20 protein-coding genes are annotated in these 23,265 nt (G+C 33.8%); 7 read left to right on the top strand and 13 right to left on the bottom strand.

Annotation, left to right across the window (positions count from 1 at the left end; all coding sequences use genetic code 11):
- The first annotated feature begins 31 nt into the window (after positions 1-31).
- The 6 genes from QJ521_RS03225 to QJ521_RS03250 are packed head-to-tail and all read left to right on the top strand — an operon-like array spanning position 32 to position 6,343.
- Positions 32-1,933, top strand: a complete 1,902-nt coding sequence (locus tag QJ521_RS03225; RefSeq protein WP_282838984.1) for an ABC transporter substrate-binding protein — start codon at positions 32-34, stop codon at positions 1,931-1,933.
- Entirely contained in the window at positions 1,930-2,928 is a 999-nt protein-coding gene (locus QJ521_RS03230; RefSeq protein WP_282838985.1) for an ABC transporter permease, read from the top strand. The genes QJ521_RS03225 and QJ521_RS03230 overlap by 4 nt, the downstream gene beginning before the upstream one ends.
- The gene (locus QJ521_RS03235) at positions 2,925-3,932 is read left to right on the top strand and encodes an ABC transporter permease (protein ID WP_282838986.1); all 1,008 of its coding nucleotides are present in this window, start codon (positions 2,925-2,927) and stop codon (positions 3,930-3,932) included. The genes QJ521_RS03230 and QJ521_RS03235 overlap by 4 nt, the downstream gene beginning before the upstream one ends.
- Positions 3,929-4,927, top strand: coding sequence for an ABC transporter ATP-binding protein (locus tag QJ521_RS03240; protein ID WP_282838987.1), 999 nt, complete (start codon positions 3,929-3,931; stop codon positions 4,925-4,927). The genes QJ521_RS03235 and QJ521_RS03240 overlap by 4 nt, the downstream gene beginning before the upstream one ends.
- Complete coding sequence (locus tag QJ521_RS03245; protein WP_282838988.1) at positions 4,924-5,976, top strand: ABC transporter ATP-binding protein; 1,053 nt, start codon at positions 4,924-4,926, stop codon at positions 5,974-5,976. Before QJ521_RS03240 ends, QJ521_RS03245 begins: the two co-directional genes overlap by 4 nt.
- Positions 5,960-6,343, top strand: a complete 384-nt coding sequence (locus QJ521_RS03250) for a hypothetical protein (protein ID WP_282838989.1) — start codon at positions 5,960-5,962, stop codon at positions 6,341-6,343. The genes QJ521_RS03245 and QJ521_RS03250 overlap by 17 nt, the downstream gene beginning before the upstream one ends.
- Before the next feature lie 19 nt (positions 6,344-6,362).
- On the opposite strand, the gene QJ521_RS03255 is transcribed toward QJ521_RS03250, so the two are convergent.
- Positions 6,363-6,977 carry a TetR/AcrR family transcriptional regulator gene (locus QJ521_RS03255; protein ID WP_282838990.1) on the bottom strand — a complete coding sequence of 205 codons (615 nt, stop codon included), beginning with the start codon at positions 6,975-6,977 and terminating at the stop codon, positions 6,363-6,365.
- Between the two features lie 151 nt (positions 6,978-7,128).
- Here QJ521_RS03255 and QJ521_RS03260 point away from each other — a divergent pair, with 151 nt between their 5' ends.
- Entirely contained in the window at positions 7,129-8,202 is a 1,074-nt protein-coding gene (locus QJ521_RS03260) for a PLP-dependent cysteine synthase family protein (protein WP_282838991.1), read from the top strand.
- 253 nt (positions 8,203-8,455) lie between these two features.
- On the opposite strand, the gene QJ521_RS03265 is transcribed toward QJ521_RS03260, so the two are convergent.
- The 12 genes from QJ521_RS03265 to purE form a co-directional block, all read right to left on the bottom strand.
- Positions 8,456-8,854 (bottom strand): OsmC family protein, encoded by a 399-nt coding sequence (locus QJ521_RS03265; protein ID WP_282838992.1) that lies wholly within the window; start codon positions 8,852-8,854, stop codon positions 8,456-8,458.
- Positions 8,855-8,899: 45 nt separating this feature from the next.
- A complete protein-coding gene (locus QJ521_RS03270; protein WP_282838993.1) occupies positions 8,900-9,496 on the bottom strand; it encodes a sugar O-acetyltransferase in 597 nt (198 codons plus the stop codon).
- 79 nt (positions 9,497-9,575) lie between these two features.
- Positions 9,576-11,420 (bottom strand): beta-N-acetylhexosaminidase, encoded by a 1,845-nt coding sequence (locus tag QJ521_RS03275; RefSeq protein ID WP_282838994.1) that lies wholly within the window; start codon positions 11,418-11,420, stop codon positions 9,576-9,578.
- Between the two features lie 90 nt (positions 11,421-11,510).
- Complete coding sequence (gene purD / locus QJ521_RS03280; protein ID WP_282838995.1) at positions 11,511-12,740, bottom strand: phosphoribosylamine--glycine ligase; 1,230 nt, start codon at positions 12,738-12,740, stop codon at positions 11,511-11,513.
- Entirely contained in the window at positions 12,740-14,254 is a 1,515-nt protein-coding gene (gene purH / locus QJ521_RS03285) for a bifunctional phosphoribosylaminoimidazolecarboxamide formyltransferase/IMP cyclohydrolase (RefSeq protein WP_282838996.1), read from the bottom strand. The genes purD and purH overlap by 1 nt, the downstream gene beginning before the upstream one ends.
- Positions 14,235-14,810, bottom strand: coding sequence for a phosphoribosylglycinamide formyltransferase (gene purN, locus QJ521_RS03290; protein ID WP_282838997.1), 576 nt, complete (start codon positions 14,808-14,810; stop codon positions 14,235-14,237). Before purN ends, purH begins: the two co-directional genes overlap by 20 nt.
- Positions 14,804-15,811 (bottom strand): phosphoribosylformylglycinamidine cyclo-ligase, encoded by a 1,008-nt coding sequence (purM, locus tag QJ521_RS03295; protein ID WP_282838998.1) that lies wholly within the window; start codon positions 15,809-15,811, stop codon positions 14,804-14,806. The genes purN and purM overlap by 7 nt, the downstream gene beginning before the upstream one ends.
- A gap of 9 nt (positions 15,812-15,820) precedes the next feature.
- Positions 15,821-17,230 (bottom strand): amidophosphoribosyltransferase, encoded by a 1,410-nt coding sequence (gene purF, locus QJ521_RS03300; RefSeq protein ID WP_282838999.1) that lies wholly within the window; start codon positions 17,228-17,230, stop codon positions 15,821-15,823.
- 10 nt (positions 17,231-17,240) lie between these two features.
- Positions 17,241-17,951 (bottom strand): phosphoribosylaminoimidazolesuccinocarboxamide synthase, encoded by a 711-nt coding sequence (purC, locus tag QJ521_RS03305; protein ID WP_347568073.1) that lies wholly within the window; start codon positions 17,949-17,951, stop codon positions 17,241-17,243.
- Between the two features lie 8 nt (positions 17,952-17,959).
- Positions 17,960-21,661: a phosphoribosylformylglycinamidine synthase gene (locus QJ521_RS03310; RefSeq protein ID WP_282839001.1), complete on the bottom strand. Its 3,702-nt coding sequence runs from the start codon at positions 21,659-21,661 to the stop codon at positions 17,960-17,962.
- 1 nt (position 21,662) lies between these two features.
- On the bottom strand, positions 21,663-22,778 hold the full coding sequence (gene purK, locus QJ521_RS03315) for a 5-(carboxyamino)imidazole ribonucleotide synthase (RefSeq protein WP_282839002.1): 1,116 nt from the start codon (positions 22,776-22,778) through the stop codon (positions 21,663-21,665).
- Positions 22,768-23,247, bottom strand: coding sequence for a 5-(carboxyamino)imidazole ribonucleotide mutase (gene purE / locus QJ521_RS03320; protein WP_282839003.1), 480 nt, complete (start codon positions 23,245-23,247; stop codon positions 22,768-22,770). Before purE ends, purK begins: the two co-directional genes overlap by 11 nt.
- Positions 23,248-23,265: the final 18 nt, after the last annotated feature.

Consider the following 23,265-nt stretch of genomic DNA (forward strand, 5'->3'; position numbering starts at 1 on the left):
CACATCTTGAACTAAATGACGAGGTGTTTATATGTTAAAAAAAATAATGCTTTTTGTTCTTTTATTATTCTCAATGGTTACACTAATTGGATGTTCAAGTGGAGATTATGAAAGGAGACGTGATGATTCAAACACCTTATATGTTGGTGTAGTTGAATCTTCATTTCCCGCTTCTTTTATGCCTTGGCTTTCAAGAGATGGAATCGCACCAACCATTTCATCAATGCTTTATAGTACATTATTCGCATATGATGATGAAACCGGTGGTTTCTTACCTTCCCTTGCGAAAGAATGGTATTATGTCGATAAAGATGGCCTGCCTATAACAACAGGAGATAACCATGTCGATTATGAACGTTTACAAAGTGATGGCCTTAGACGATTATTAAATCCTCAGAATGCTCGCTTTGAAAATTACTTAACTGTCAAGATTGTTCTTGATGAAACTGCTACTTGGAGTGATGGTATACCTGTTACTGCTGAAGATGTTTATTATTCTTTAGACATCGCTAGAAATAATTATCTTTCTAATCATGCGGGTGCACTAGCGTGGACAGCAGATCTATTGCATTTATATTCAAGTACTGGTGAACTTCAACTTCAAGGTGTTTTTACTTATGATCACGGTGCGAATGAAAATGGTTATTTTATTAGTGAGGCCGAAAAAGATCAAGTGATCTATATCCATGTACGTGGAGTACTTGGTGCAGTGACAAGTTTATTTACAACCATTTTAATTTTGCCAAGTCATATTTGGGAACCTATTGTATCAAGAGAATTACAACTCAACTGTAGAGAACCTAACGAAGCTATGCTTGAACTTTATCAAAATCCGGTTGGCAGTGGTCCATGGCTTATAAATACGAGTCAGTCCGGTACTTCTGTCATCGTTTTTGAACGTAGAGAAGATTATCACTTGACGGCCGAAGATGGTTCACCTTTATATAAAGTTGATCGTATCAAATTTGTTTTATATCAAGACGTCAATGTTGCTATCTATGCAGCAATGCGTGGTCATATTGATATTCTCAATTCAAATATTAGTTCAAACTATGTTCGCTTATTTGAGGGTAGAGAACATTTATTCCTATCTGTTGCTGAAGGTACTTACGTTCAAACATTAGTATTTAACGTAAATCCTGAAGTTTCACAGCAAAATCCAATGCGCGATTTACTCGCAGATGTTAATTTTAGAAAAGCAATTGCACTTGCGATTGATTCAAATGAACTCATCGATCTTGTAGCAAATGGTTCTGCAGAACGTATGAGTGCAGGACTAATCTCTGCTAGTCTAACAGATTTTTATAATCCAAACTCAGATATCTTGAACGATCCAATTTCACAAAGAGTTCAGGAAGCTAATCTCATCTTAGATGAAATGTTTCCAGAAAAGGATAGCAGTGGCTATCGTTTAATGGAAGACAAACGGGTTTCATTTAATGTCCTTGGACATCCAGGTGAAATTGAACTCATATCCTTCTTAGAAATTCAACTTCAAAAAATAGGGGTTGAAATCAATTATCAGGCTAAAGGGAATTCACCAGAAACGACATACTTATGGAATAGTCGCTTTGACATGACGATTCAAGGTGTTGTATTCTCGTTAGTCAACGTAGACATTATGCTTAATGCACACTTTGTTGCTTTAGGACGCACCTCAAACTACGGTAGACTACGCAACACTGAATTATCATCTAGAATTGAGGAAATGCGTACAACACTTAACTTGAATCGTAAATATGAACTGATTTATGAACTACAACCTTTGATTGCTGAACAATATTATAAAATACCGCTTTATTCAACGAATGTTATTTCTATAGGACGTACAGATCGATATACAGGTTATGTTATTGAACCAGGAGCAACTTTATTTAATTCAACAAATCTTCAAACGATTGAACATGTTTCAAGACAAGGAGGAAACTCATGAAAAAGAGTTATGTCTTAAAGCGTGTTATTTACGCTATTTTCATTTTCTTCATTGTCTTGACGTTGAACTTCTTCATCCCTAGAATTGGCGTAGATGATCCAGCTGAGCGTTATTACCCACCACAAGGTAATATGTCTGAAATTGAGTATGAGATTATCAAACAATATACGCGAGAGCAATATGGTTTTGATGTTTCAACTTTTGAGCAGTATACGAACTACGTAGAGGCATTAATGCGTTTGGATTTAGGAACATCTTTTAGATCAGGTTCTCCAAAAGTTGTATCTTTAATTGGTGAAAGATTACCGTGGACACTGGTATTATCGGTGACCACTTTATTGATTAGTTTAACAATGGGTCTTCTAATTGGTACGCTTGCTGCATGGAAACGAGGTAGGTGGCAAGACACTTTCTTGTTAAATGCATCAACCATCAGTGTTGCACTTCCTGGATTTTTTATCGCCTTGATGGCTTCATTTTATCTTGGCTTTGAGTTAGAACTTTTTCCTGCCTATACAAACCCTAATATGGTCTCACAGTTCGATTGGAGTCTAGAAGCAATTAGAGTCGTCTTTAATAATGCTGCATTACCAATTATGAGTATGTCAATTGGTGGTATTGTAGGATATGCACAAAGCACAAGAAATAGTGTGATTGCAGTAACAAATGAAGATTTTATATTAACTGCACGTGCTAAAGGTCTTGGACACAATAAAATCTTATATAAGCATACATTAAGAAATGCACTGCTTCCGATTGTTACTTCTCTTGGTATGAGTATAAGTGGTTTGATTGGTGGAGCTATCATTATCGAGCAAATCTTTAACTGGCAAGGTATGGGTACACTATTTTTAGAAGCTAACAGTGCTAATGACTATCCATTGATGATGGGAATTATGTTATTCTTATCCACTTTCGCTATTATAGCTAACTTGCTTACTGAACTCTTCTATGTCGTTTTAGATCCTAGAGTAACGGTAGGTGATAAGCGATGAAGAAATTTTGGACAGTTTTTAAGAAACGTTTCAGACCAACAACAGAGTTTCTTATGAAACTTTGGAAACACCCAAAGGGTAGAGTTGGTTTAATTATTGTTATTTTCTTATTTGTTGTTGCGATATTTGCACCAATCATCGCACCTTTTGATCCATATGATGTGACTCAAAGAGCAGCAAAAGGGCTTCGTCCGAGTTTAACACATCCTTTAGGAACAACAATAACAACAGGTCAAGATATATTTAGTATGTTAATCTATGGTGCAAGAGTTTCACTTTTGATTGGTATATCAACTGGTGTAATCTTAGCATTCTTAGGGGCAATTATGGGTGTTATGGCTGGATACATTGGTGGTTTTGTTGATAATTTAATTATGCGTACAGTTGATGTTATGCTGGTCATCCCAACACTTCCATTAATTATAGTCTTAACCAATCTATTAGGACGTAATTATTTTGTTATTATATTTGTCTTTGTTCTATTTGGATGGACAGGATTGGCTCGAATCATTCGATCTTTAGTTCTTGTTCTTAAAAATAGTAACTATGTTAAAGCAGCAGAACTTGCAGGTGCAAGTAGATGGCATATTATGTTTAGACACATCTTACCAGGAACTTCACACCTTCTTATTATGACAACAGCTTTAACAAGTGCTGGTATTATGGTTGCTGAAGCGGGTCTATCATTTTTAGGTTTAGGAGATCCAACAGCTATAAGTTGGGGTAAAATGCTTGCTGATGCACAGGGTGGTGGAGCGATGCTATTTGGTGCTTGGTGGTGGATTATGGCTCCTGGTATCGGTATATTTTTGGCTGTCTTCTCATTTATGCGTATTGGTATTGTTATGGAAGAAATATTTAACCCAAGAATGAAAGCTTCAAGCAATGTTTATAAGATTTTTAAAACTCTAAACAATCAATATTTAGATGAAGTTTTTTCATCAATGGATGAAAGTATGATTTTAGGCTATCCAGTTGGTGAGGAAGAGCAGGTGAACCCATGAGCGAAAACATGCTAACATTAAGAAATCTTAAAGTCGTTTTTCCAAATGCGAAAGGCATGATTAGAGCAGTTGAGGGTATTGATCTTGATATTAAAACAGGTGAATGTGTCGCTTTAGTAGGTGAATCTGGTTGCGGTAAGAGTGTAACTTCTCTTGCAATCATGCGTTTATTAAACTCACCTCCAGCTGTTATGAGAGTTGATTCAATTAATTTAGGTGGTCTTGAGATTAAAAACTTATCTGAACATAAGATGCAAGAAATACGAGGAAAAGAAATCTCAATCATTTTTCAAGATGCTATGACAGCTTTGAATCCTGTTATGACCATTGGAAAACAAATCGATGAAATCTATATTCGCCATAGTAACATGTCTAAAAAACAGGCAAGAATTAATACAATCAAATCACTTGATCTTGTTGGCGTTCCTGAAGCAAAATCAAGGGCTAATAATTTCCCTCATCAACTTTCAGGTGGCATGCGTCAACGTGTCTTAATTGCGTTAGCATTTGCTTGTATGCCTAAATTAATTATTGCAGATGAACCAACTACGGCATTAGATGTAACGATTCAAGCTCAAGTACTTGAGGTTTTGAAGAATATGCAAAAAATACATGAGGTATCAGCTTTGTTGATTACTCATGATTTAAGTGTAGTTGCCAATATGGCAGATACAGTTTATGTTATGTACGCTGGAAAAATTGTCGAAAAAGCATCCGTTAAGGATATTTTTGAAAGCCCTTATCATCCATACACTGAAGCACTCAGCTTATCAGTCCCCAAACTGTCAGACACAAAACATTCATTCGTTCAAATACCTGATAGTGTTCCTCATCCGATGTTTAAACCAACTGGTTGCTACTTTCATCCAAGATGTAATTATGCAACTGAAAAATGTAAGGAAAGAATGCCTTTACTAAAGAAACTTGAAAATGGTAGAGAATACCGTTGTTTCTATCCTAGGAATTTTGAAGATAAGAAAGGAGATCACTCATGAAAGATCAATCTATCATCCTTTCAGTTAAAAATTTATCAGTAGATTTCCCTGTTAAAGGTGGTTTACCTTTTGCAAAAAAGAAATATGTTCAAGCTGTTACTGATGTCTCCTTAGATATTATAGAGGGGGAAACTTTTGGTGTTGTTGGTGAGTCTGGTTGTGGAAAAAGCACACTTGCTAACGCAATGATTGGCATGATTAGACCAACAAAAGGTGAGGTCTTCTTCAAAAATCAAAGTTTATTTGAGTTGGATCGAAAATCATTTATTGAAACAAGAAGACATATGCAAATGATATTTCAGGATCCATATTCATCATTAAATCCTAGATGGAATGTTTTTCAAATTATTTCAGAACCCATGTATATTCGTGGTGGTTACACTGAAGATGAAATGAAAATAAGAGTTCTAGAACTTCTAAAACTCGTTGGTTTAGATGAGAATGATTTATATCGGAATCCCTCAGATTTTTCTGGTGGACAAAGACAACGTATAGGTATTGCAAGAGCAATTATCTTAAATCCTGATTTTTTAGTATGTGATGAACCAGTTAGTGCACTCGATGTATCCGTACATGCTCAAATATTAAACCTTCTAATAGAAATTCAAAAAAAGTTAAACTTAACATATGTGTTTATCTCACACAATCTTGCAGTTGTTAAATGTATTTGCGATAACATGATTATTATGTATCTTGGAAATGTTGTGGAGTCTGGCAAGTCTTCTGTAGTATTTAAGAACCCTCAACATCCTTATACACATGCACTACTATCAGCTGTTTTGGATATGAATGTTGATAAAAATAAAAAAAGAACTATTTTGAAAGGTGATATCCCAAGTCCAATCGACCCTCCAAAAGGATGCCGCTTCTGGCAAAGATGTCCATTTGCTATGGTTGGATGTAAGGATCATAAACCTGATTTAATCGAAATTGAGAAAGACCACCAAGTTGCTTGTTTCAAAGTAACTGGCTTTTCTCAAGAACAAATTGAACAAGGCTTTGATCAACTAATAGGCGTAACGGTGCTTACTGATGAAAAATCAGAATAAGATTCTATTTATGTTTATTATTGGACAAGTCATTGTTTATACTTTTATCATCATGCTTCAATTAATGCCTAAATCATTATTTTGGATACTTTTGGTATTAATGCATCTTGGTATAATCATTATGATTATCAGTAAAAAAAAGTTTATTGCACAAGGCTATCAAGTCAAAATATATTATCATAGAGTCTATCTTTTACTCATTCTATTCTTACCTGTAATGTTTTATAAACTTCTTTCTGGACTACTCACTTATAGTGTTAACGACACAATAGTAACTTACTACACAATAGTTATCGCTTCAATAACGATATTACTTTCTTTTTTAAATATCTTAAAATTTTCTGCGTTTCTTTCTATTCATAAATAAAAAAGAACGTTTCCGTTCTTTATTCATGTTCGATATTAATTAATCCTTGTTTAATGATTTTAATGAACCAATGATATTCATCACAAACTTGCTCAGCTGTTAACCTACCTCTTAAAACGGTTTGTACCATCTGCATTTTAAACTGAATCATAAAATTATATAGATACATAATACGCTCATCTGAGAGACCTTCTAATTCACTACGATCAATTTGCATAAAGAAATTTGCATAGAACGAATGTCTTCTTCTTAAATAACGATCATAATCAAAATTGTTCACATGAGTGTTACTCATAAATTTTGAGACTATTTTTTGATGAGGATAATTTTGAAAAAATTCAATATCTTTGCTTAGTGCACTTTCCATATACTCAAAAAATGTCATTTTTTTAGAAACAATGCGTTCAAGTTCTTCTTGCTCATAAGCCATTAACGAAAAGTCAAGAAGGTAGTCAAACATGTCTTCCAAGTCATCAAAGTACATGTAAAAACTTCCCCTAGGTATGTCTGCTTTCTTAACAATGTCAGAGACTGATATCCTCCCATTTGGCTTTTCAAGAAATATTGTTTGAATAGCTTCCATAATGCTTGAACGTTTTGTTTCTGGTAGGTTTAAAAAGGTTTCTTTCGGCATAAATTACCCCCGTTATGTCACTTTGTCATATGTGTTACAAAAAAAATAAAGGTGTTCGTGTTTCTATTTAATTATATTGTATCAAAAACATATAAGAATAGTCAAATATCAGCGCTTATAAATGAATAAATCTTGGTACATTGGAGGAACTATGATAGATTGTTTTTGTTGGTTATCACAATTGATTGGTAAAACGCCACTTACGCAAATTAAATATAGCTATAAAGGTGAGGAGCGTGTTATATATGCAAAGCTTGAACAATACAATTTAACAGGAAGCATAAAAGATCGTATTGCTTTGCATATACTTCATCAAGCGATTCATTGTAATGAGTTAAAACCAGGTGATACCATTGTTGAAGTGACAAGTGGAAATACAGGTATCTCCTTTTCTGCTGTCGGAAAAGCTTTAGGATACCCAGTTACTATATATATGCCAGATTGGTTGAGTGCCGAACGCATAAACCTCATTAAAAGTTATGGTGCAAAAATTGAACTTGTTTCAAGAGAAGATGGAGGTTTCCTTGGTGCACTTGAGAAAGTTAAGACGATTAGTCTGAATAGTCCTAATATATTTTTACCTTCTCAATTCTCGAATCAATACAATATTGATGCTCATTACCATACAACCGCTAGAGAAATTTGGTCGCAAATGACAAAATCATATCAGAAGCCAGATGCTTTTGTTGCAGGGGTTGGAACTGGCGGAACTGTCATGGGCGTCGGTAAATATTTTAAAGAAAAAGATCCAACGATAAAGATTTACCCTTTAGAACCAGCAAATTCTCCAACATTATCAACAGGGTGTAAAGTTGGAAAACATAGAATACAAGGTATATCAGATGACTTCATCCCTGACCTCATTGATTTTGAATTATTGGATGATGTTATTTCTGTAGATGATGGAGATTCCATCATAATGGCTCAAAAGTTAGCTTGTTCTCTTGGGATGGGCGTAGGAATATCTTCTGGTGCAAATTTTATAGGTGCTGTAATGGTTCAAAACAAACTTGGAAAAGATGCAGTAGTCGTTACCGTGTTTCCAGATGATAATAAGAAATACTTGAGTACAGAACTCATGCATGAAGAGTCTATTAAGTCTAATTTTCTTTCTCCTGATATATCTGATTTGTCTATCTTATCAACTGCATGCTTAAGTAGGAAATCTGGAGTAACCGGAAATTACAAATCAAAAGAGGTTACTAAAATTAATCCTTTAAAATAGGTTGTGGTTTATAAAAGCTCCTTTTTTGTTATTCTTAAATGATTTTTAAAAATGCCTACCAAATGGTAAGCATTTTTTTATAGTTTTTTTGACACAAATCACTTGTGCTTTCTCATAATCTTGATGAAGACCTACAGCTAAAGCAACTGAATCTTTATACTTCTTAGTTAGTTGATGAGTAACTTTAAGAAGTTGATAGCCTATATGTTTACTAAGAAACTTCTCGAATACCAATTAGTCATTTTTCAATGTATTATCTATTTTCGAATGTTACAACTAAATCAATTTTAGCAACCTTTTCTATCGTTTCATGTATTGAACAATGCTTAGCACCTAATTCTGCTGCTTTCTCCATTTTCTTTTCATCGCTTGGATTATATACTGTCATTTCTATTTTTACATAATCAAGTATTGTTGGCGGAGTTTCTCTTTTTGTTCCAGAGACTTTGATGTCTACATCATCAAATGTTAATCTCATTTTATCTGCAACACTTAAAAAGGTTGCATAAAAACATGAGCCTAACGCACCAAACATTAAGTGATATGGTCTAAGTCCATTATCTTGTCTTCCTAATTTTGTAGTTCCTGTTGGAGATGTCATTTCTCCCACAAATCTTGAATCAAATTTTAATGTTACATCATCATGTTTCATATTCTATACCGTATACCCTATTTTGGTATAACTTCCTTTCATGTTTTAATGTTTATTTTGTTCTTGTTCCCAAAACTTTTTATCTTTTTCTGTAATCTTTCTTACAACTTTGCATGGGTTACCTGCAGCAACCACATTAGATTCTATATCCTTTACAACAACAGAGCCAGATCCAATGACAACATTACTACCGATGGTTACACCTGGATTGATTACAACATTTCCACCAATCCAAACATCATCACCAATGGTAACAGTTTTACCATATTCTAATTGTGTATTTCTTACATCTTTATCGATTGGATGTCCTGCTGTATAAATATTAACTCTAGGCCCGAAAAATACGTTATGCCCAATTTTTACTTCACCTACGTCAATAATCATGCAATCGTAATTAGCATAGAAGTTATCACCGACATGTATATTAACACCATAGTCACAATAAAAAGGTTTATTGACTTTAACATTCTGTCCAACTTGCCCGAAAAGTTGAAAAATAAGATCTCTTCTTTTGATTGTATCACTAAACTTTGATGCATTGAAAACATCGAGAATTGATCTTGCGTTTTGACGCATTTGACGAAGTTCTTCATCAGATGCTAAGTATAGTTTTCCAGATAACATTTTTTCTTTTTCTGTCATGCATGCATCTCCATTAAATAGATTGTAATCCCTTATCTATATTAACATAAAGTAATCATTTTTAAATGAGTCATGCACTCTATAATAAACTGTAGGATATGTAGTTAGAAAATTGATTGAAATATATCGTGCCATTAGTCTTCTTATTTAAATTAGGTGTTATGACTCTTTCATCTAGTTCAACAATTGTTTTTATATCTCCATGAATATATGCGTTGATTATGGATATAACTTCTTCTAGTCTTTGTAGGAGTCCACCAATTCTATAAGATTGAATTTCAAAACCGTATCGTTTGTTTTCTAAAATCCACTGTGCTTTAAAACCTTCATAGAATGCTTTAGTTTTTTTAATAACCTTTTTAATCTTTAATATGATACGTTTTAGCTCATCTATATTTTTACTATGATACGCTTCATAGATTTCTAAACTAAGTGTTGATTTAATTGATAAAACATCTGACAAAAGATAAAGGGTTTGAAACAGATATTGATAAGGTGACTCCTTTAAAGAAAGTTCCTTTAATGTTTTAGTATGTTTCTTATAATAACCTTTATAGTTTTTTTGTACGCTAATTCGTCTATGTCCAGTTAGTAAATCCTCAAAGAGCAGATACTTGCTTGGATTGGTTGGTGTATAAAGATTATGTTTATATAACAAGTCAGGACAGTCTAGTTGGAGGAGTTCTTCAAAACTGTAATTAGTCAATGTTTTCGAATAGACATCTTTATAATCCATATGATAGGACTGGCTACTAATAAATATTAAAGACGGTAAAATAGATAATTGTGCAGCCTCTGAACCATTATCTCCCCAGGCGGTTAATAGAAAATCTTGGACGTTATTTTCTATAGCAACTTCAATGGCTGGCATCATCGATCTTATGGTAAATAAGTTATGTGGCGTAGAGCCAATCCATTTCCATGCTCCTCCTGCAAATGAATAGGTTTGTGTCAATTGTTTTAAAGAATCGAATTTGTCTTGATAAGGCTTTTTCTCGGTTCTATAATAATCCCAATAGATAAGATTAACATCCTTTGGAACTTGATCAATAACGTCTTTAGTAAATGAAACTTTCTGTTGATTATATGAACCTGTAGCTAGGTGGAAAAACATGTCAGCCCACATGGATGGTTCATACTTATACTTTTTACATAAACCTAGTACTTGATCTAAGTGTGTCTTCATGATTGCTAATCTATTTTCATATCCATTTTGAGCTAGGTATTTACCAAGTCCAAGTTTCCAAGCTTCATCCATACCAATATTTATCTTTTTAGATGTAAAAGCTTCTTTCGTTGTTTTAAGGATGTTTTCTATCAATTGATATGTTCTTTCGTTGCCAACTAAAAGGATATCATCGATATCATTGATCAAGCGATACTCAGTGTGTTTAAAGATACCATTAAGATGTGCGAGTGTTTGAATACATGGAATAAGTTCTATCCCGTAGATACTTGCAAACGCATCTAGTTCTTTGATATCTGATATGCTATATTTTCCTCGCATATAACCATAGAAAGGTTCGTCAATAACTTCCATAACGTCTTCGACATATAGTTCTAAATAGTTATAACCTAATAGAGATAAAATCATGATATATTTTTTAATCGTCATGATGTTAGGCACTGCATTTCTTGCTGTATCAAGCATTAGCCCTAATGATTTAAAACTATTGTTCATTTGAATCTCATAATGTGTTTGATCTTGATGACTTAGAACATACATCATGGCAGCAAAAAAATGATTGGTATGTTGATAGGTAATCTCGACTTGGTCATCTACTTTTTTAATATGGTAACCTGCAACATGTTCAATTTTTGGTATAACTTTTAGATCTTTTGTGACTTGAATCTTGAGTTCTTTTATAAGATGTTCTAATGGTTCTTCTATTTTTTTGTAATCTTTAATCCATATTTTATTCATATTTTTCTCCTTATTAAAAAGATGATATATTGTCAATATCATCTTATCATGGTTTATGAGATTATTTTTTTCATTTATTAAAACTGCTGATTAGGATTTCAATTGACCAATATCGTTTCTATGAAACAAAGATTCTGATTGAATGGTCTTTAACGTCTTATAACAATTATTTCTTGCATCTTCAATTGACTCTCCCAATGTTACATTAATCAGGACTCTTCCACCGTTTGTTACAAATTGGTTTGCTTCTTTTTTTGTCCCCATATGGAAAAGAATTCGCTTAGGATGTTCACTTATTTCTATAGGTAATCCTTTTTCATAATGTCCTGGATAACCAATTGATGCTAGGACCACACCAACACACGCTTGATTAATAAACTCAAGTTGAACAGGTTTATTTTGCATTAGATTCATTATCTCATTAATCAAATCGCTTTTTAGTCTTGGTAAAATCACTTCTGCTTCGGGATCTCCAAATCTAGCATTAAATTCGATGACTTTAACACCTTCTTTTGTGAGCATTAATCCACCATAAAGAAAACCTGTAAAGGGGATACCTTCATTAACTAAGCCTTCAGCAAGTGGTCTCATAATTTTTTCCATTGCTTCTTTGACTGCGTCTAACGGTATTAAATCAACAGGACTATAGCATCCCATGCCACCGGTATTAGGTCCTTTGTGGAAATCATAAGCCCTTTTATAGTCTTGAGCAAGATCAAATGCATAAACTTGATTTTGATGAACTAATGCAATTAAAGAAAACTCTATGCCTTCTAAAAATGTTTCTATTAAAACTGGTTGATTCAAACTTAAACTCGATTGAACTGCTGCAATAGCTTCATCATAGTTCTGTGCAATTACAACTCCTTTACCAGCCGCAAGACCATCTATTTTGATAACGACAGGAAATGTTTGTTTGTTTAAATAGAGTTCAGCTTCTTCAAGTGAATGAATCATTTGATAAGATGCTGTTGGAATGTTATACTTTTTCATCATTTGTTTAGCAAACAATTTAGAACCTTCAATCATAGCAGCTTTCTTGGATGGACCAAAAACGAGTATGTTATTTTCAATCATCATGTCTGCTAGACCATCTATAAGTGGTTGTTCATTACCAATAATTGTTAAATCAATTTTTTCATTAACTGCAAATCTAATGATGCCTTCATAATCATCAGCTTTAAGATTGATTGTTGTCGCGACATCTTTCATACCATCATTTCCTGGAATAACAAAAACTTGACTTACAAGTGGGCTTCGTAATGCTATCCAAGCTAATGCGTGTTCGCGGCCACCTTGGCCAACTATTAGGATTTTCATTAGTGTTTAAAATGTCTCATTGCTGTAAAAACCATCGGAATTCCGTGTGCATCGCAAAGATCTATTGATTCCTGATCTTTAATACTTCCACCTGGTTGAATGATTGCTTTTACGCCTGCCTTTATGGCTAGTTCTACAGTATCAGGCATTGGAAAAAATGCATCTGATGCAAGATATGCATCCTTTGCTTTTTCTTTTGCTTGCTCAATTGCAATTTTAGCAGCACCAACACGATTCATCTGACCAGCACCTATGCCAATTGTTTGAAAATCTTTTGTTAATACAATCGCGTTTGATTTCACAAACTTAACGACTCGGTATGCAAAAATCATTTCTTCAATATCTTTTTCTAACGGTTTTGCTTTGGTTGGGAATGATAACATATCGAAGAGTTCTTGATCTTCATCTTGAATTAAAAGACCACCTGATACACTCTTATATTCTTTTTGATGTTCTAGAATACCAGTCTTAATTTTCATAAGCCTTATATTCTTCTTCTGTCTAAGATGTTCTAGTGCTTCATCAGTAAAGTCTGGTGCTAGAATAACTTCTAAAAATATATTTCCAAGTTGTTTTGCTAAATGTATGTCAACAATACCACTTAATGCAACAATACCACCAAAAATTGAGGTGGGATCCGAATTATAAGCTTTCTCCCATGCTTTATGGAGATGATCATCTGTACCAATACCACATGGATTCATATGCTTAACAGCAACAACAGTGTGCGTTTCAAATGTTTTTAACATATTTAAACAAGCTTCTGCATCTTGGATATTATTATATGACAATGCTTTACCATGCAACTGTATTGCTGATGATATTGAATAAGGTATATCTTGACTTGATACATAAAAACATGAGGATTGATGAGGATTTTCTCCATATCTGAGTTCTTGTTTTTTCTCGTATGTTAAAGTTAATTTTTCCGGATAATTTTCTTTTGTTAAATATGTGGCAATATATGCATCATATGAAGCAGTTAATTGATAAACTTTCGCTGCAAGTTCTCTTCTTAAGTCATAAGATGTATTTCCATCTTCATCCATATTTTTAATCACTTGATCATAATCATTAACATCTGAAACAACTGTTACATATCGATGATTCTTTGCTGCACTTCTTAACATTGAAGGTCCACCAATATCGATTTGTTCAATGATATCTTCGTCTGTTTTATTCTTCATATTTACGGTTTCTTTAAATGGATATAAATTGACGACAACCATGTCAATCCACTCAATATTGTTTTGCTTTGCTTCTATCTGGTGTTTCTCATGATCTCTTATGCCGAGTAATCCTCCATGGATTTTCGGATGGAGTGTTTTAACTCTACCATCAAAGATTTCTGGAAAGCCTGTGACTTCATCAATCATTTTGCATGGAATCGATGCTTCAACTAAATGTTTGTATGTACCACCAGTTGAAATGATTTGATACTTTTTTTCAATCAATTGTTGAGCAAAATCGATAAGTCCTGTTTTATTAGAAACGCTAATGAGTGCTTGTTTCATCATATCCTCCTATTAATTTTTCTAAAGTTTCACTATAAATCCTATGTTCAATTACATGGATTTCTTTTTCAAGATTTTCTAAGGTTATACCTTTTTTAATATACATTGCTTCTTGTGTAATAATTTTCCCTGTATCGATACCTTGATCGACATAAAAGATTGTTACACCAGTTATTTTTACACCGTGATGGTATGCATCTTTTATCGCATGCCTACCTGGAAATGCTGGGAGTAAAGATGGATGTATATTAATAATGCGATTTGGATATTTTGAGATTAAAGTGTGTCCTATTATTCTCATATATCCTGCAAGACATATCCACTCAACTTGATGCATATCAAGTACCTCTAATATCGCTTCTTCATGGGCTTTTCTAGTGTTATATAAAGACTTAGGAACCACGTATGTTTGAATATTAAATTGCTTAGCACGTTCAATAGCATATGCAGCTTCTTGGTCAACAATTAAGCATGCCACTTTATAATGTTTTTGATGTCGAACTAATGCTTCAAAATTGGAACCATTTCCTGATGCAAACACAGCAACCTTTACCATATGAAATCAATTCCTTTTTTATTAGTGACATGCCCCATAATGAAAGGTTTCTCTCCCGACTGTCTTAATATTTCTAAGGTTTTCAAAGCATCTTGTTTTCTAACGAAAATAACCATACCTACGCCCATATTAAAAACCTCATACATTTCACGTATGTCTAGATTACCTAATAATTGTATTTTATCAAAAATCTTTGGTTTAGGAATATCTTTGATTTGAATGGTTACCCCTAACTCATGATGTAAAACACGAGGGATGTTTTCATCAAATCCTCCTCCAGTTATATGAACAAGCCCTTGTACTTGAATTGATTTTATAACTTCCAAGATAGGTTTCACATATATTTTAGTTGGTGTCAAAAGTTCTTTTTTTAATGCGTCATCTATTTCAACTGTTTGGTCTTTATATAATATCTTTCTGACTAAACTAAATCCATTGGAATGTAACCCACTTGAAGGTAACCCAATCAATACATCAGATTCTTGTATATTTTCACCTGTAATAATGTTTTCTTTTTCTACAACACCCACAGCAAATCCTGCTAAATCGTAATGTCCATCTTTATACATATCGGGCATCTCAGCTGTTTCACCACCAATGAGCGCACACTCAGACAGCTTGCATCCTTTATGTATCCCTTTAATGATTTCTTCGATATGATTAGGATCTATTGCTCCGACAGCAATATAGTCTAAAAAGAATAGTGGTGTAGCACCCATAACGACGATATCATTGACACACATAGCAACTAAATCTTGACCTACTGTATCATGTTGATTAAATTGTTTGGCTAACAAAAGTTTTGTTCCCACTCCATCAGTTCCTGAGACAAGCACGGGTTCCTTATAGTTTAGTTTACCTAAATTAAAAAGACCTGCAAATGCACCAATGTTAGACATAACGCCTAAGCGATTTGTATCTTTTGCATAAGGTTTAATTCTTTGTACTGCCTCATATCCTCTGTTAACATCAACACCTGATGCTTTATAAGTTTTGCTCATAAGATTCTCCTATTTAACTTGTTTATTAGCATCTATAATTGTTTCGTATAAATATGTAGGGTATTTCTTGTTATAACATGCTGTACAATAAGCACCTTCTTTTCTACCTACAGCATCTATAAGACCTTGAATCGAAATGAAAGCAATGGAATGTGCACCAATCACATCTTTCATTTCACTGGGTTTGTATTTTGCTGAAATAAGTTCATCATATGTAGAAAAATCAACCCCATAAAAACAAGGATATTTAATTTCTGGTGATGTAATTCGAACATGTACTTCTTTTGCACCTGCATGTTTAAGCAGTTGAATCAATTGTTTGATAGTTGTTCCTCTAACAATTGAATCGTCTACCAATACGACACGTTTATCTTTAATGACAGAGCGAACAGCAGATAATTTTAGGGATACTGCATTTTCTCTTAATGCTTGTGTCGGTTCAATAAATGTTCGGTCAGAAGCTTTATTTTTAATAAGTCCCAGTTCAAGAGGTATTTTCGATGCTTCAGCATATCCTACGGCAGCACTCATACCTGAATCAGGAACACCTATAACGATATCAGCCTCAACTGGTGCTTCTTTTGCTAATACTTTCCCTGAATTTTTTCTTGCCTGATAAACATTGATACCTTCTATTTGACTATCGGGGCGTGCAAAATAAACATATTCCATCATGCACATCTGATGTTTTCTATCTTCAGAGTAAAAACTTGAGTTTAGTCCATCTTTAGAAATATGAATAACCTCACCTGGAAGTACATCTCTTAAGAATGTAGCACCAACAGCATCAAAAGCACATGTTTCGCTTGAGACGACATATCCATCACCTAATGTTGCTATAGATAAGGGTCTTAGACCTTGTTTATCTAGTGCAACATATAATTCATCTTCAAGCAAAAACATAAATGCAAAAGAACCTTCCACATATAGTAAAGACTCTTTAATCCGATTCATCATCTCACCACGATGTCTTTTAATTAAATGTGCAATGATTTCTGAATCTGCTGTTGTTTGAAATATTGAACCCTGTTGTTCAAGATATCCTCTAATTTTAGTTGCATTGACTAAATTACCATTATGACATAAGCCTAGTTGTCCGTTTTGTGAATGAAACAAAAAGGGTTGTACATTGTGAATTCCTCCACCACCAAAAGTAGAGTATCTCACATGCCCAATAGCATGTAAACCATCTAGTACATCAATATCTTTTTTCTTAAAAACGTTTTTGACTAACCCTTCGCCTTTAAATGCTTTTAATGTTTTCCCATCAGAAGAAACAATTCCACAACCTTCTTGTCCTCGATGCTGCAAAGCATTGAGTCCTCTATATGTTAATAGTGATGCATTAAAGTGATTAAATACACCAAAGACCCCACATTCTTCATGCATTTCAACTTTCATATCGACTAGTTTTATCATTTGCACTCCTTTATATGGTTCTTAATCTTTTAAGAATTTCGCTATATGCGTCTTCAACGCCTCCAAGATTTAATCTAAATCGATCTTTATCAAGTTTTTTCATCGTCTTTTTATCCCAAAATCGACATGTATCTGGCGATATCTCATCAGCAAGATATATTTTTTGATTTGAGTCCTTACCAAACTCTAACTTTAAATCAACAAGCAAGATATCGAGAGGATCTAGTAATTTTTGAAGTAATGCATTGATATTTAGAGCAAGCTCTTTTATATGACTGAGTTCTTGTTTAGTTGCTAGTTTTAGCGCTAATGCGTGATCTTCATTAATGAGTGGATCTTGATACTCATCATTTTTGTAGCACATCTCGTAAATCGTTTCATCTGGTACAGTACCATCTTTAATGCCTAATCGTTTAGACATATTTCCAGTAATGACATTTCTTATAATGACTTCGATTTTAAATATATTTAAGATTTTACATACCTGCTCTCGATCACTTATCTTACTGATTAGGTGTGTAGATACTCCTTGTGTTTCTAAATAATTAAAAATGATGGCTGTAATTTCATTATTCATGATACCTTTATCATGAACAGTGGATTTTTTTAGACCATTAAATGCTGTAGCATCATCTTTAAAATAAATAATGACTTTATCCTCGTGATTAGTTTTGTATACTATCTTTGCTTTACCTTCATAAAGCATATTTCCTCTTTCAATTTTCATGTTTAATTTCCTCTCCTTATGGTTTCTACAGCACTTTTAAAGATATTTTCTAGTTTGTTGCCTGGTATGTTTTTATATAGTTGGTTGCCATATCGTTCTGAGTGACCCATTTTGCCCAGAATTCTTCCATCTGGACTCGTGATCCCTTCAATTGATAATACAGAACCATTGGGATTATATAGTCCATCTGTCGCTGGATGTCCCTTGTCATCAACATAAATAGTTGTAATTTGATGATTGTTAATCAGCAGTTCAATCATTTCTTGATTCGCATAAAAGCGACCTTCTCCGTGTGATATAGGTATATGATGTATTGTATTTCTCTTTATTTCTTTATACCAAGGTGAATGATTGTTTATGACTTTGGTATAAACCATTTTTGAAACATGTCGGTTGATATGATTAATGGTTAATGTTGGGCTATTCTTATGAACATCCCCTAACTTACCAAAAGGTAACAATCCCGATTTGATTAATGCTTGGAATCCATTACATATACCGATGATTAATCCTTTTCTTTGTTGTAGTCTTTCAATTGCTGCTTTTATCATTGGATTTAAGAGTATTGCTGTAATGAACTTGCCTGAACCGTCCGGTTCATCTCCTGCACTAAAACCTCCAGGAATCATGAATATATCTGATTGATCAATTGATGCTTTAAGGTCTATAATTGATTTTTGGATCTGGACTTCGTTTTGGTTTCTAAATACATTAATTATAACTTTTGCACCAGCATCTTCAAATGCAAATTTAGAGTCTAACTCACAATTGGTTCCCGGTAGAGAAATGATGGTTACGACAGGATGCTCGTTTCTAATCACGTCAATCTTTGGTAGTTCTTCTTTATAAACTATTGTCTGAGGTATTTCTTGATAAGATGAACTTATCGGATATAATCGAGCAAATAACTGCTTATGTTTTTCTAATAACTCATCTAGATTAAAAGTAGACTCATTAAGCTTAATGATAGGTTCTTCGATTAATTGACCCAGTTGAATAAATTGAGAATGCTCTATCTTTTGAGTTGTTTCAATAACTATGCCACCATAATGAAGTGATGATGCATCTTCAAGTGATTGGTTTGTATATAGTTCAAAGCCAATATGATTACCAAATGACATTTTTATAATTGCTTCAAGCCAGCCACCTTTAAGTAAAGCTTTTGCACTAATAACTTGATTTTTATCCATAAGTTCTTTGAGAACATCATATGTCTTTAACAGTTGTTTAGCATCAGGCAGATGATTTTGATTGTAATTTGCTTTGACTAAGTATACATAGTTTCCAATTGACTTGAACTCTGAAGATATGATTTTCGATGCTTTTCCTGTTGTTACAGCAAATGCAACAAATGTTGGTGGCACATGTAAATCCTCAAATGTTCCACTCATACTATCTTTCCCACCGATTGAGGGCATTTGAAAATCATCTTGTGCAGCAATCGCACCTAACATAGTCGATACAACAGACCCCCATTTAATTGGGTCTTTCTCAAGTTTTTGAAAATACTCTTGAAAAGAAAAACGAATGTCACGATAATTTCCATTCACAGCTACCACTTTAGATATCGCTTCTACAATAGCAAGATATGCACCATGATAAGGTGACCATGAAGAAACATTAGGATCAAAACCAAAAGTAAGAATACTAGTAACGTCAGTTTGACGATCTTTTAAAGGTAACTTATGAACTGAAGCATCACTTTCAGTTAATTTGTATTTACCCCCAAAAGGCATCAAAACAGTTGTCTGTCCAATCGTTGAATCAAAGTATTCAATCATCCCTTGTTGCGAAGCTGTGTTTAACGATTGGATAGATTCATTAACGATATCTTCTAACTTGGAATGCTTAAGATCAAAAGGTGTCATTGACATAGGTTGCTGAATCACAACATTTGCGTGTTGTCTAACACCGTGTGTATCTAAGAATTCTCGGTCAATTTCTACAACAGTTTGATTGTTTTTAGTCATGACAAGTTTTTCTTCTCGTGTAACTGTAGCAACATGATGTGCTGTTAAATTTTCTTTTTCTACATATTGATTTAATAATTGAAAATCCTTAGGGTGAATTACAACTGCCATTCTTTCTTGGCTTTCTGAGATTGCAAGTTCAGTGGCGTTTAATCCAATATACTTAGTTGGTACTAAATCTAAATTGATTTTAATACCTGCTGCAAGTTCGCCGATTGCAACTGATACACCACCAGCACCAAAGTCATTGGCTTTTTTAATTATTTTTGTAACTTCTGGATGCAGGAATAATCTTTGCAATTTTCTTTCTATTAATGCATTGCCTTTTTGTACTTCACTTGATGCATCAACAACCGATGATTGATCATGTGACTTTGATGAACCTGTTGCTCCACCAATCCCATCTCTACCAGTTGCTCCACCAATTAATATAATTAAATCGCCTGGTTCAGGGGTTTCCCGTTTTATGTTGTCATATTTAACCATGCCAACAACTGCACCAAGCTCTAACCTTTTTGCTTCATAACCTGGGTGGTATATTTCACGGACTAATGTTGTGGCTAAACCGATTTGATTTCCATATGAACTAAATCCTTCAGTAGCTTTTTTTGTGATGATTGCTTGTGGTAGCTTACCTTTTCTCGTTTGGCTAATTGGAGCAAGCACATTCGCAGCACCTGTTACTCTGGCTGCTTGATAAACATATGCCCTACCTGAAAGAGGATCTCTAATTGCACCACCAATACAAGTCGAAGCACCACCGAAAGGTTCTATTTCCGTTGGGTGATTGTGTGTCTCATTTTTAAACAATAGAAGGTATGTTTCGCCTTCAGCATTTATTTTAATACTACACGCATTAACTTCTTCTGATATCTCAACATCATCTGCTAAACCTTGCTGTATCATGTATTTTCCATAAAGGGTTGCCATATCCATGAGCGTCATTGGTTTATTATTCTTATGTACCTTTTTTCTTAATTCATAGTATTTGTTCAAACTCTCTTGAATAATCTGAGTTTTTAAACTGTCTTCAATTTTTATTTCATCAAGTATTGTTTCAAATGTTGTATGTCTGCAGTGATCAGACCAGTATGTATCAAGAACATATATTTCTGTTTCACTAGGGTTTCGATTTAATTTTTTAAAGTAGGTTTGGATAAAGCGTAAATCCTCAATTTTCATCGCAAAGCTTTTTTCATTATAATACTTATTCAGTTCATGCTCATCAAACTGAATGAACCCAGAAACTCTTGTAACTTTATTTTCCGTTTTATAGATAGGAAGTTCTGGTTCTTTTGATATATCTTTGACTCCCATTTCTACTGGATTAATAAGATATTCTGAAAGGCTAGTGTATGCGCTTAAGTTGATTTGCTCAAAAGTTATTAAAGTTGCACACTGCACAATGATGTCACTTCTACCGGTAACCAGTTGAATACACTGCATAGCAGAATCCGCTCTTTGATCATACTGACCAGGTAGATATGCATAAGCTAAGTGAGCATAATCTTTGAAATCAATTTCCTCATAAATGATGTCTTGTGCAATTTCACCAAATACTTGCCATTTGAGCATATCAATGATTTTTTCATCCACATGAAATATCTCATATACTGTCCATTTTCTTAAGTTGATTAAATCGATGCTCAAATCATTATGAACTGCGATTCGTAAGCGTTCGACTTCGGTCTGAAATGTATTCTTTTTCTCAACAAACAGTCTTTTTGGTTTCATTTTAAACGTCCTTGTTCAGTATATTTCGCATCACATTACGGTAATATTCTCTTTGTTCTATATCCTTTGTACAAATCGTCACGTGACCGATTTTGCGATTTTTCTTCATTTCTTTTTTTCCATACAAGTGGTAATGAATGTTTGGGTAGTTTGCTAAGACATCAAGTGATGCTTGATAGTCTTGGCCATAAATGTTAACCATAAGAGCGGGATAAATCATATTTGTTTCTTTTAATGGCTGTCCAGTGATTGTTCTAATATGTTGTTCAAATTGACTAACTTGACATGCTTCAATGGTTAAATGTCCTGAATTGTGAACACGTGGTGCACATTCATTAATTAATATTTCATTATTTGTTGTTATAAAAAATTCAATTGCAAGTGTTCCGATTAAATCAATTTTTTCAGCAAAACGCTTACCAATATGTAAAACTTTTTCCATGAGTTGTTCTGATAATGATGTTGGTATTGATGATTCGATAAGTCTTTGAGCACGATGGATATTGTCAATGACTGGAAACGACTTGACTTCATGATGGATTGATCTTGTAACAATCAGTGATACTTCTTGTTTCAATTCAATAACTTTTTCCAAAATAGAGGGTCCATTAATATCAACTTGAATATCTTGATGATGAATGAATTGTTGTCCTTTTCCATCATAACCACCACTTCTTGTCTTTAGCAAGACTGGATAACCTAACTTTTCACATGCTATCTTTAAATCTTTTTGAGTGTCGATTTTTAGATAAGGAACTGTTTTAAAGCCTGCTTTTTGTATTGTCTCTTTCTCAAGCAATCTATCTTGAGTAAATTTTAAAGGAAATAATCCTTGTGGTATTTTATCTAAAAAAGGTTCTAAAACTTGATGTGGAACATTTTCAAACTCATAAGTCAATACATCTGATATATCATATAACTCTTGAAGTGCTATTTGATCATGAAAAGGTGCACAAATATGAAGATCTGAAACTTGAGCTGCTGGACAGTTTTCTTTAGGATCTAAAATAGCAACACGATAACCCATTTGCTTAGCAGCAAAAGAGAGCATTCTACCAAGTTGTCCACCACCAATAATGCCGATTGTTTGATCTGGTTGTATGTTTTTATAAGACATCTTGTAAAACCTTTTCCGTTTGATTTTTCCTAAATGTTTCAATCTTCACAGCTAAATCAGAATCATTTAAAGCAAGTATTTGACATGCTAACAAAGCTGCATTCTTTGCACCTGCTTCACCAATTGCTAAAGTACCTACAGGTATACCATATGGCATTTGTGCAATCGATAATAAAGAATCAATTCCTTCTAGTGCTTTACTTTTAATGGGTACACCTAATACAGGTAGCGTTGTTTTTGACGCTATCATTCCTGGAAGATGAGCAGCACCTCCAGCTCCTGCAATAATGATTTTTATGCCTTTGTCCTTTGCAGTTTCTGCATATTCAAACATTAAGTCTGGTGTACGATGTGCAGATACTATTTGTGATGTAAAAGACACACCAAAATATTTTAAAACCTGCTCAACGTTTTTCATAGTTTCATAATCTGATTTACTACCCATAATGATTCCTACTTCAGTTTTCATTTAAAATTCCTCCTAAGA

The sequence above is a fragment of the Peloplasma aerotolerans genome, from assembly GCF_030012175.1.
Taxonomy (GTDB): Bacteria; Bacillota_I; Bacilli_A; order Acholeplasmatales; family Acholeplasmataceae; genus Peloplasma; species Peloplasma aerotolerans.

Bases quoted from the DNA above. Each gene is read 5' to 3' on its own strand.
- purM (WP_282838998.1), bottom strand. From the start codon at position 15,811: ATGAGCAAAACTTATAAAGCATCAGGTGTTGATGTTAACAGAGGATAT.
- QJ521_RS03250 (WP_282838989.1), top strand. From the start codon at position 5,960: ATGAAAAATCAGAATAAGATTCTATTTATGTTTATTATTGGACAAGTC.
- purE (WP_282839003.1), bottom strand. From the start codon at position 23,247: ATGAAAACTGAAGTAGGAATCATTATGGGTAGTAAATCAGATTATGAA.
- QJ521_RS03255 (WP_282838990.1), bottom strand. From the start codon at position 6,977: ATGCCGAAAGAAACCTTTTTAAACCTACCAGAAACAAAACGTTCAAGC.
- QJ521_RS03245 (WP_282838988.1), top strand. From the start codon at position 4,924: ATGAAAGATCAATCTATCATCCTTTCAGTTAAAAATTTATCAGTAGAT.
- purN (WP_282838997.1), bottom strand. From the start codon at position 14,810: ATGGTAAAGGTTGCTGTGTTTGCATCAGGAAATGGTTCCAATTTTGAA.
- purD (WP_282838995.1), bottom strand. From the start codon at position 12,740: ATGAAAATCCTAATAGTTGGCCAAGGTGGCCGCGAACACGCATTAGCT.
- purK (WP_282839002.1), bottom strand. From the start codon at position 22,778: ATGTCTTATAAAAACATACAACCAGATCAAACAATCGGCATTATTGGT.
- QJ521_RS03265 (WP_282838992.1), bottom strand. From the start codon at position 8,854: ATGAAACATGATGATGTAACATTAAAATTTGATTCAAGATTTGTGGGA.
- QJ521_RS03260 (WP_282838991.1), top strand. From the start codon at position 7,129: ATGATAGATTGTTTTTGTTGGTTATCACAATTGATTGGTAAAACGCCA.
- QJ521_RS03230 (WP_282838985.1), top strand. From the start codon at position 1,930: ATGAAAAAGAGTTATGTCTTAAAGCGTGTTATTTACGCTATTTTCATT.
- QJ521_RS03225 (WP_282838984.1), top strand. From the start codon at position 32: ATGTTAAAAAAAATAATGCTTTTTGTTCTTTTATTATTCTCAATGGTT.
- QJ521_RS03310 (WP_282839001.1), bottom strand. From the start codon at position 21,661: ATGAAACCAAAAAGACTGTTTGTTGAGAAAAAGAATACATTTCAGACC.
- QJ521_RS03235 (WP_282838986.1), top strand. From the start codon at position 2,925: ATGAAGAAATTTTGGACAGTTTTTAAGAAACGTTTCAGACCAACAACA.
- QJ521_RS03275 (WP_282838994.1), bottom strand. From the start codon at position 11,420: ATGAATAAAATATGGATTAAAGATTACAAAAAAATAGAAGAACCATTA.
- purF (WP_282838999.1), bottom strand. From the start codon at position 17,230: ATGATAAAACTAGTCGATATGAAAGTTGAAATGCATGAAGAATGTGGG.
- purH (WP_282838996.1), bottom strand. From the start codon at position 14,254: ATGAAACAAGCACTCATTAGCGTTTCTAATAAAACAGGACTTATCGAT.
- QJ521_RS03240 (WP_282838987.1), top strand. From the start codon at position 3,929: ATGAGCGAAAACATGCTAACATTAAGAAATCTTAAAGTCGTTTTTCCA.
- QJ521_RS03270 (WP_282838993.1), bottom strand. From the start codon at position 9,496: ATGACAGAAAAAGAAAAAATGTTATCTGGAAAACTATACTTAGCATCT.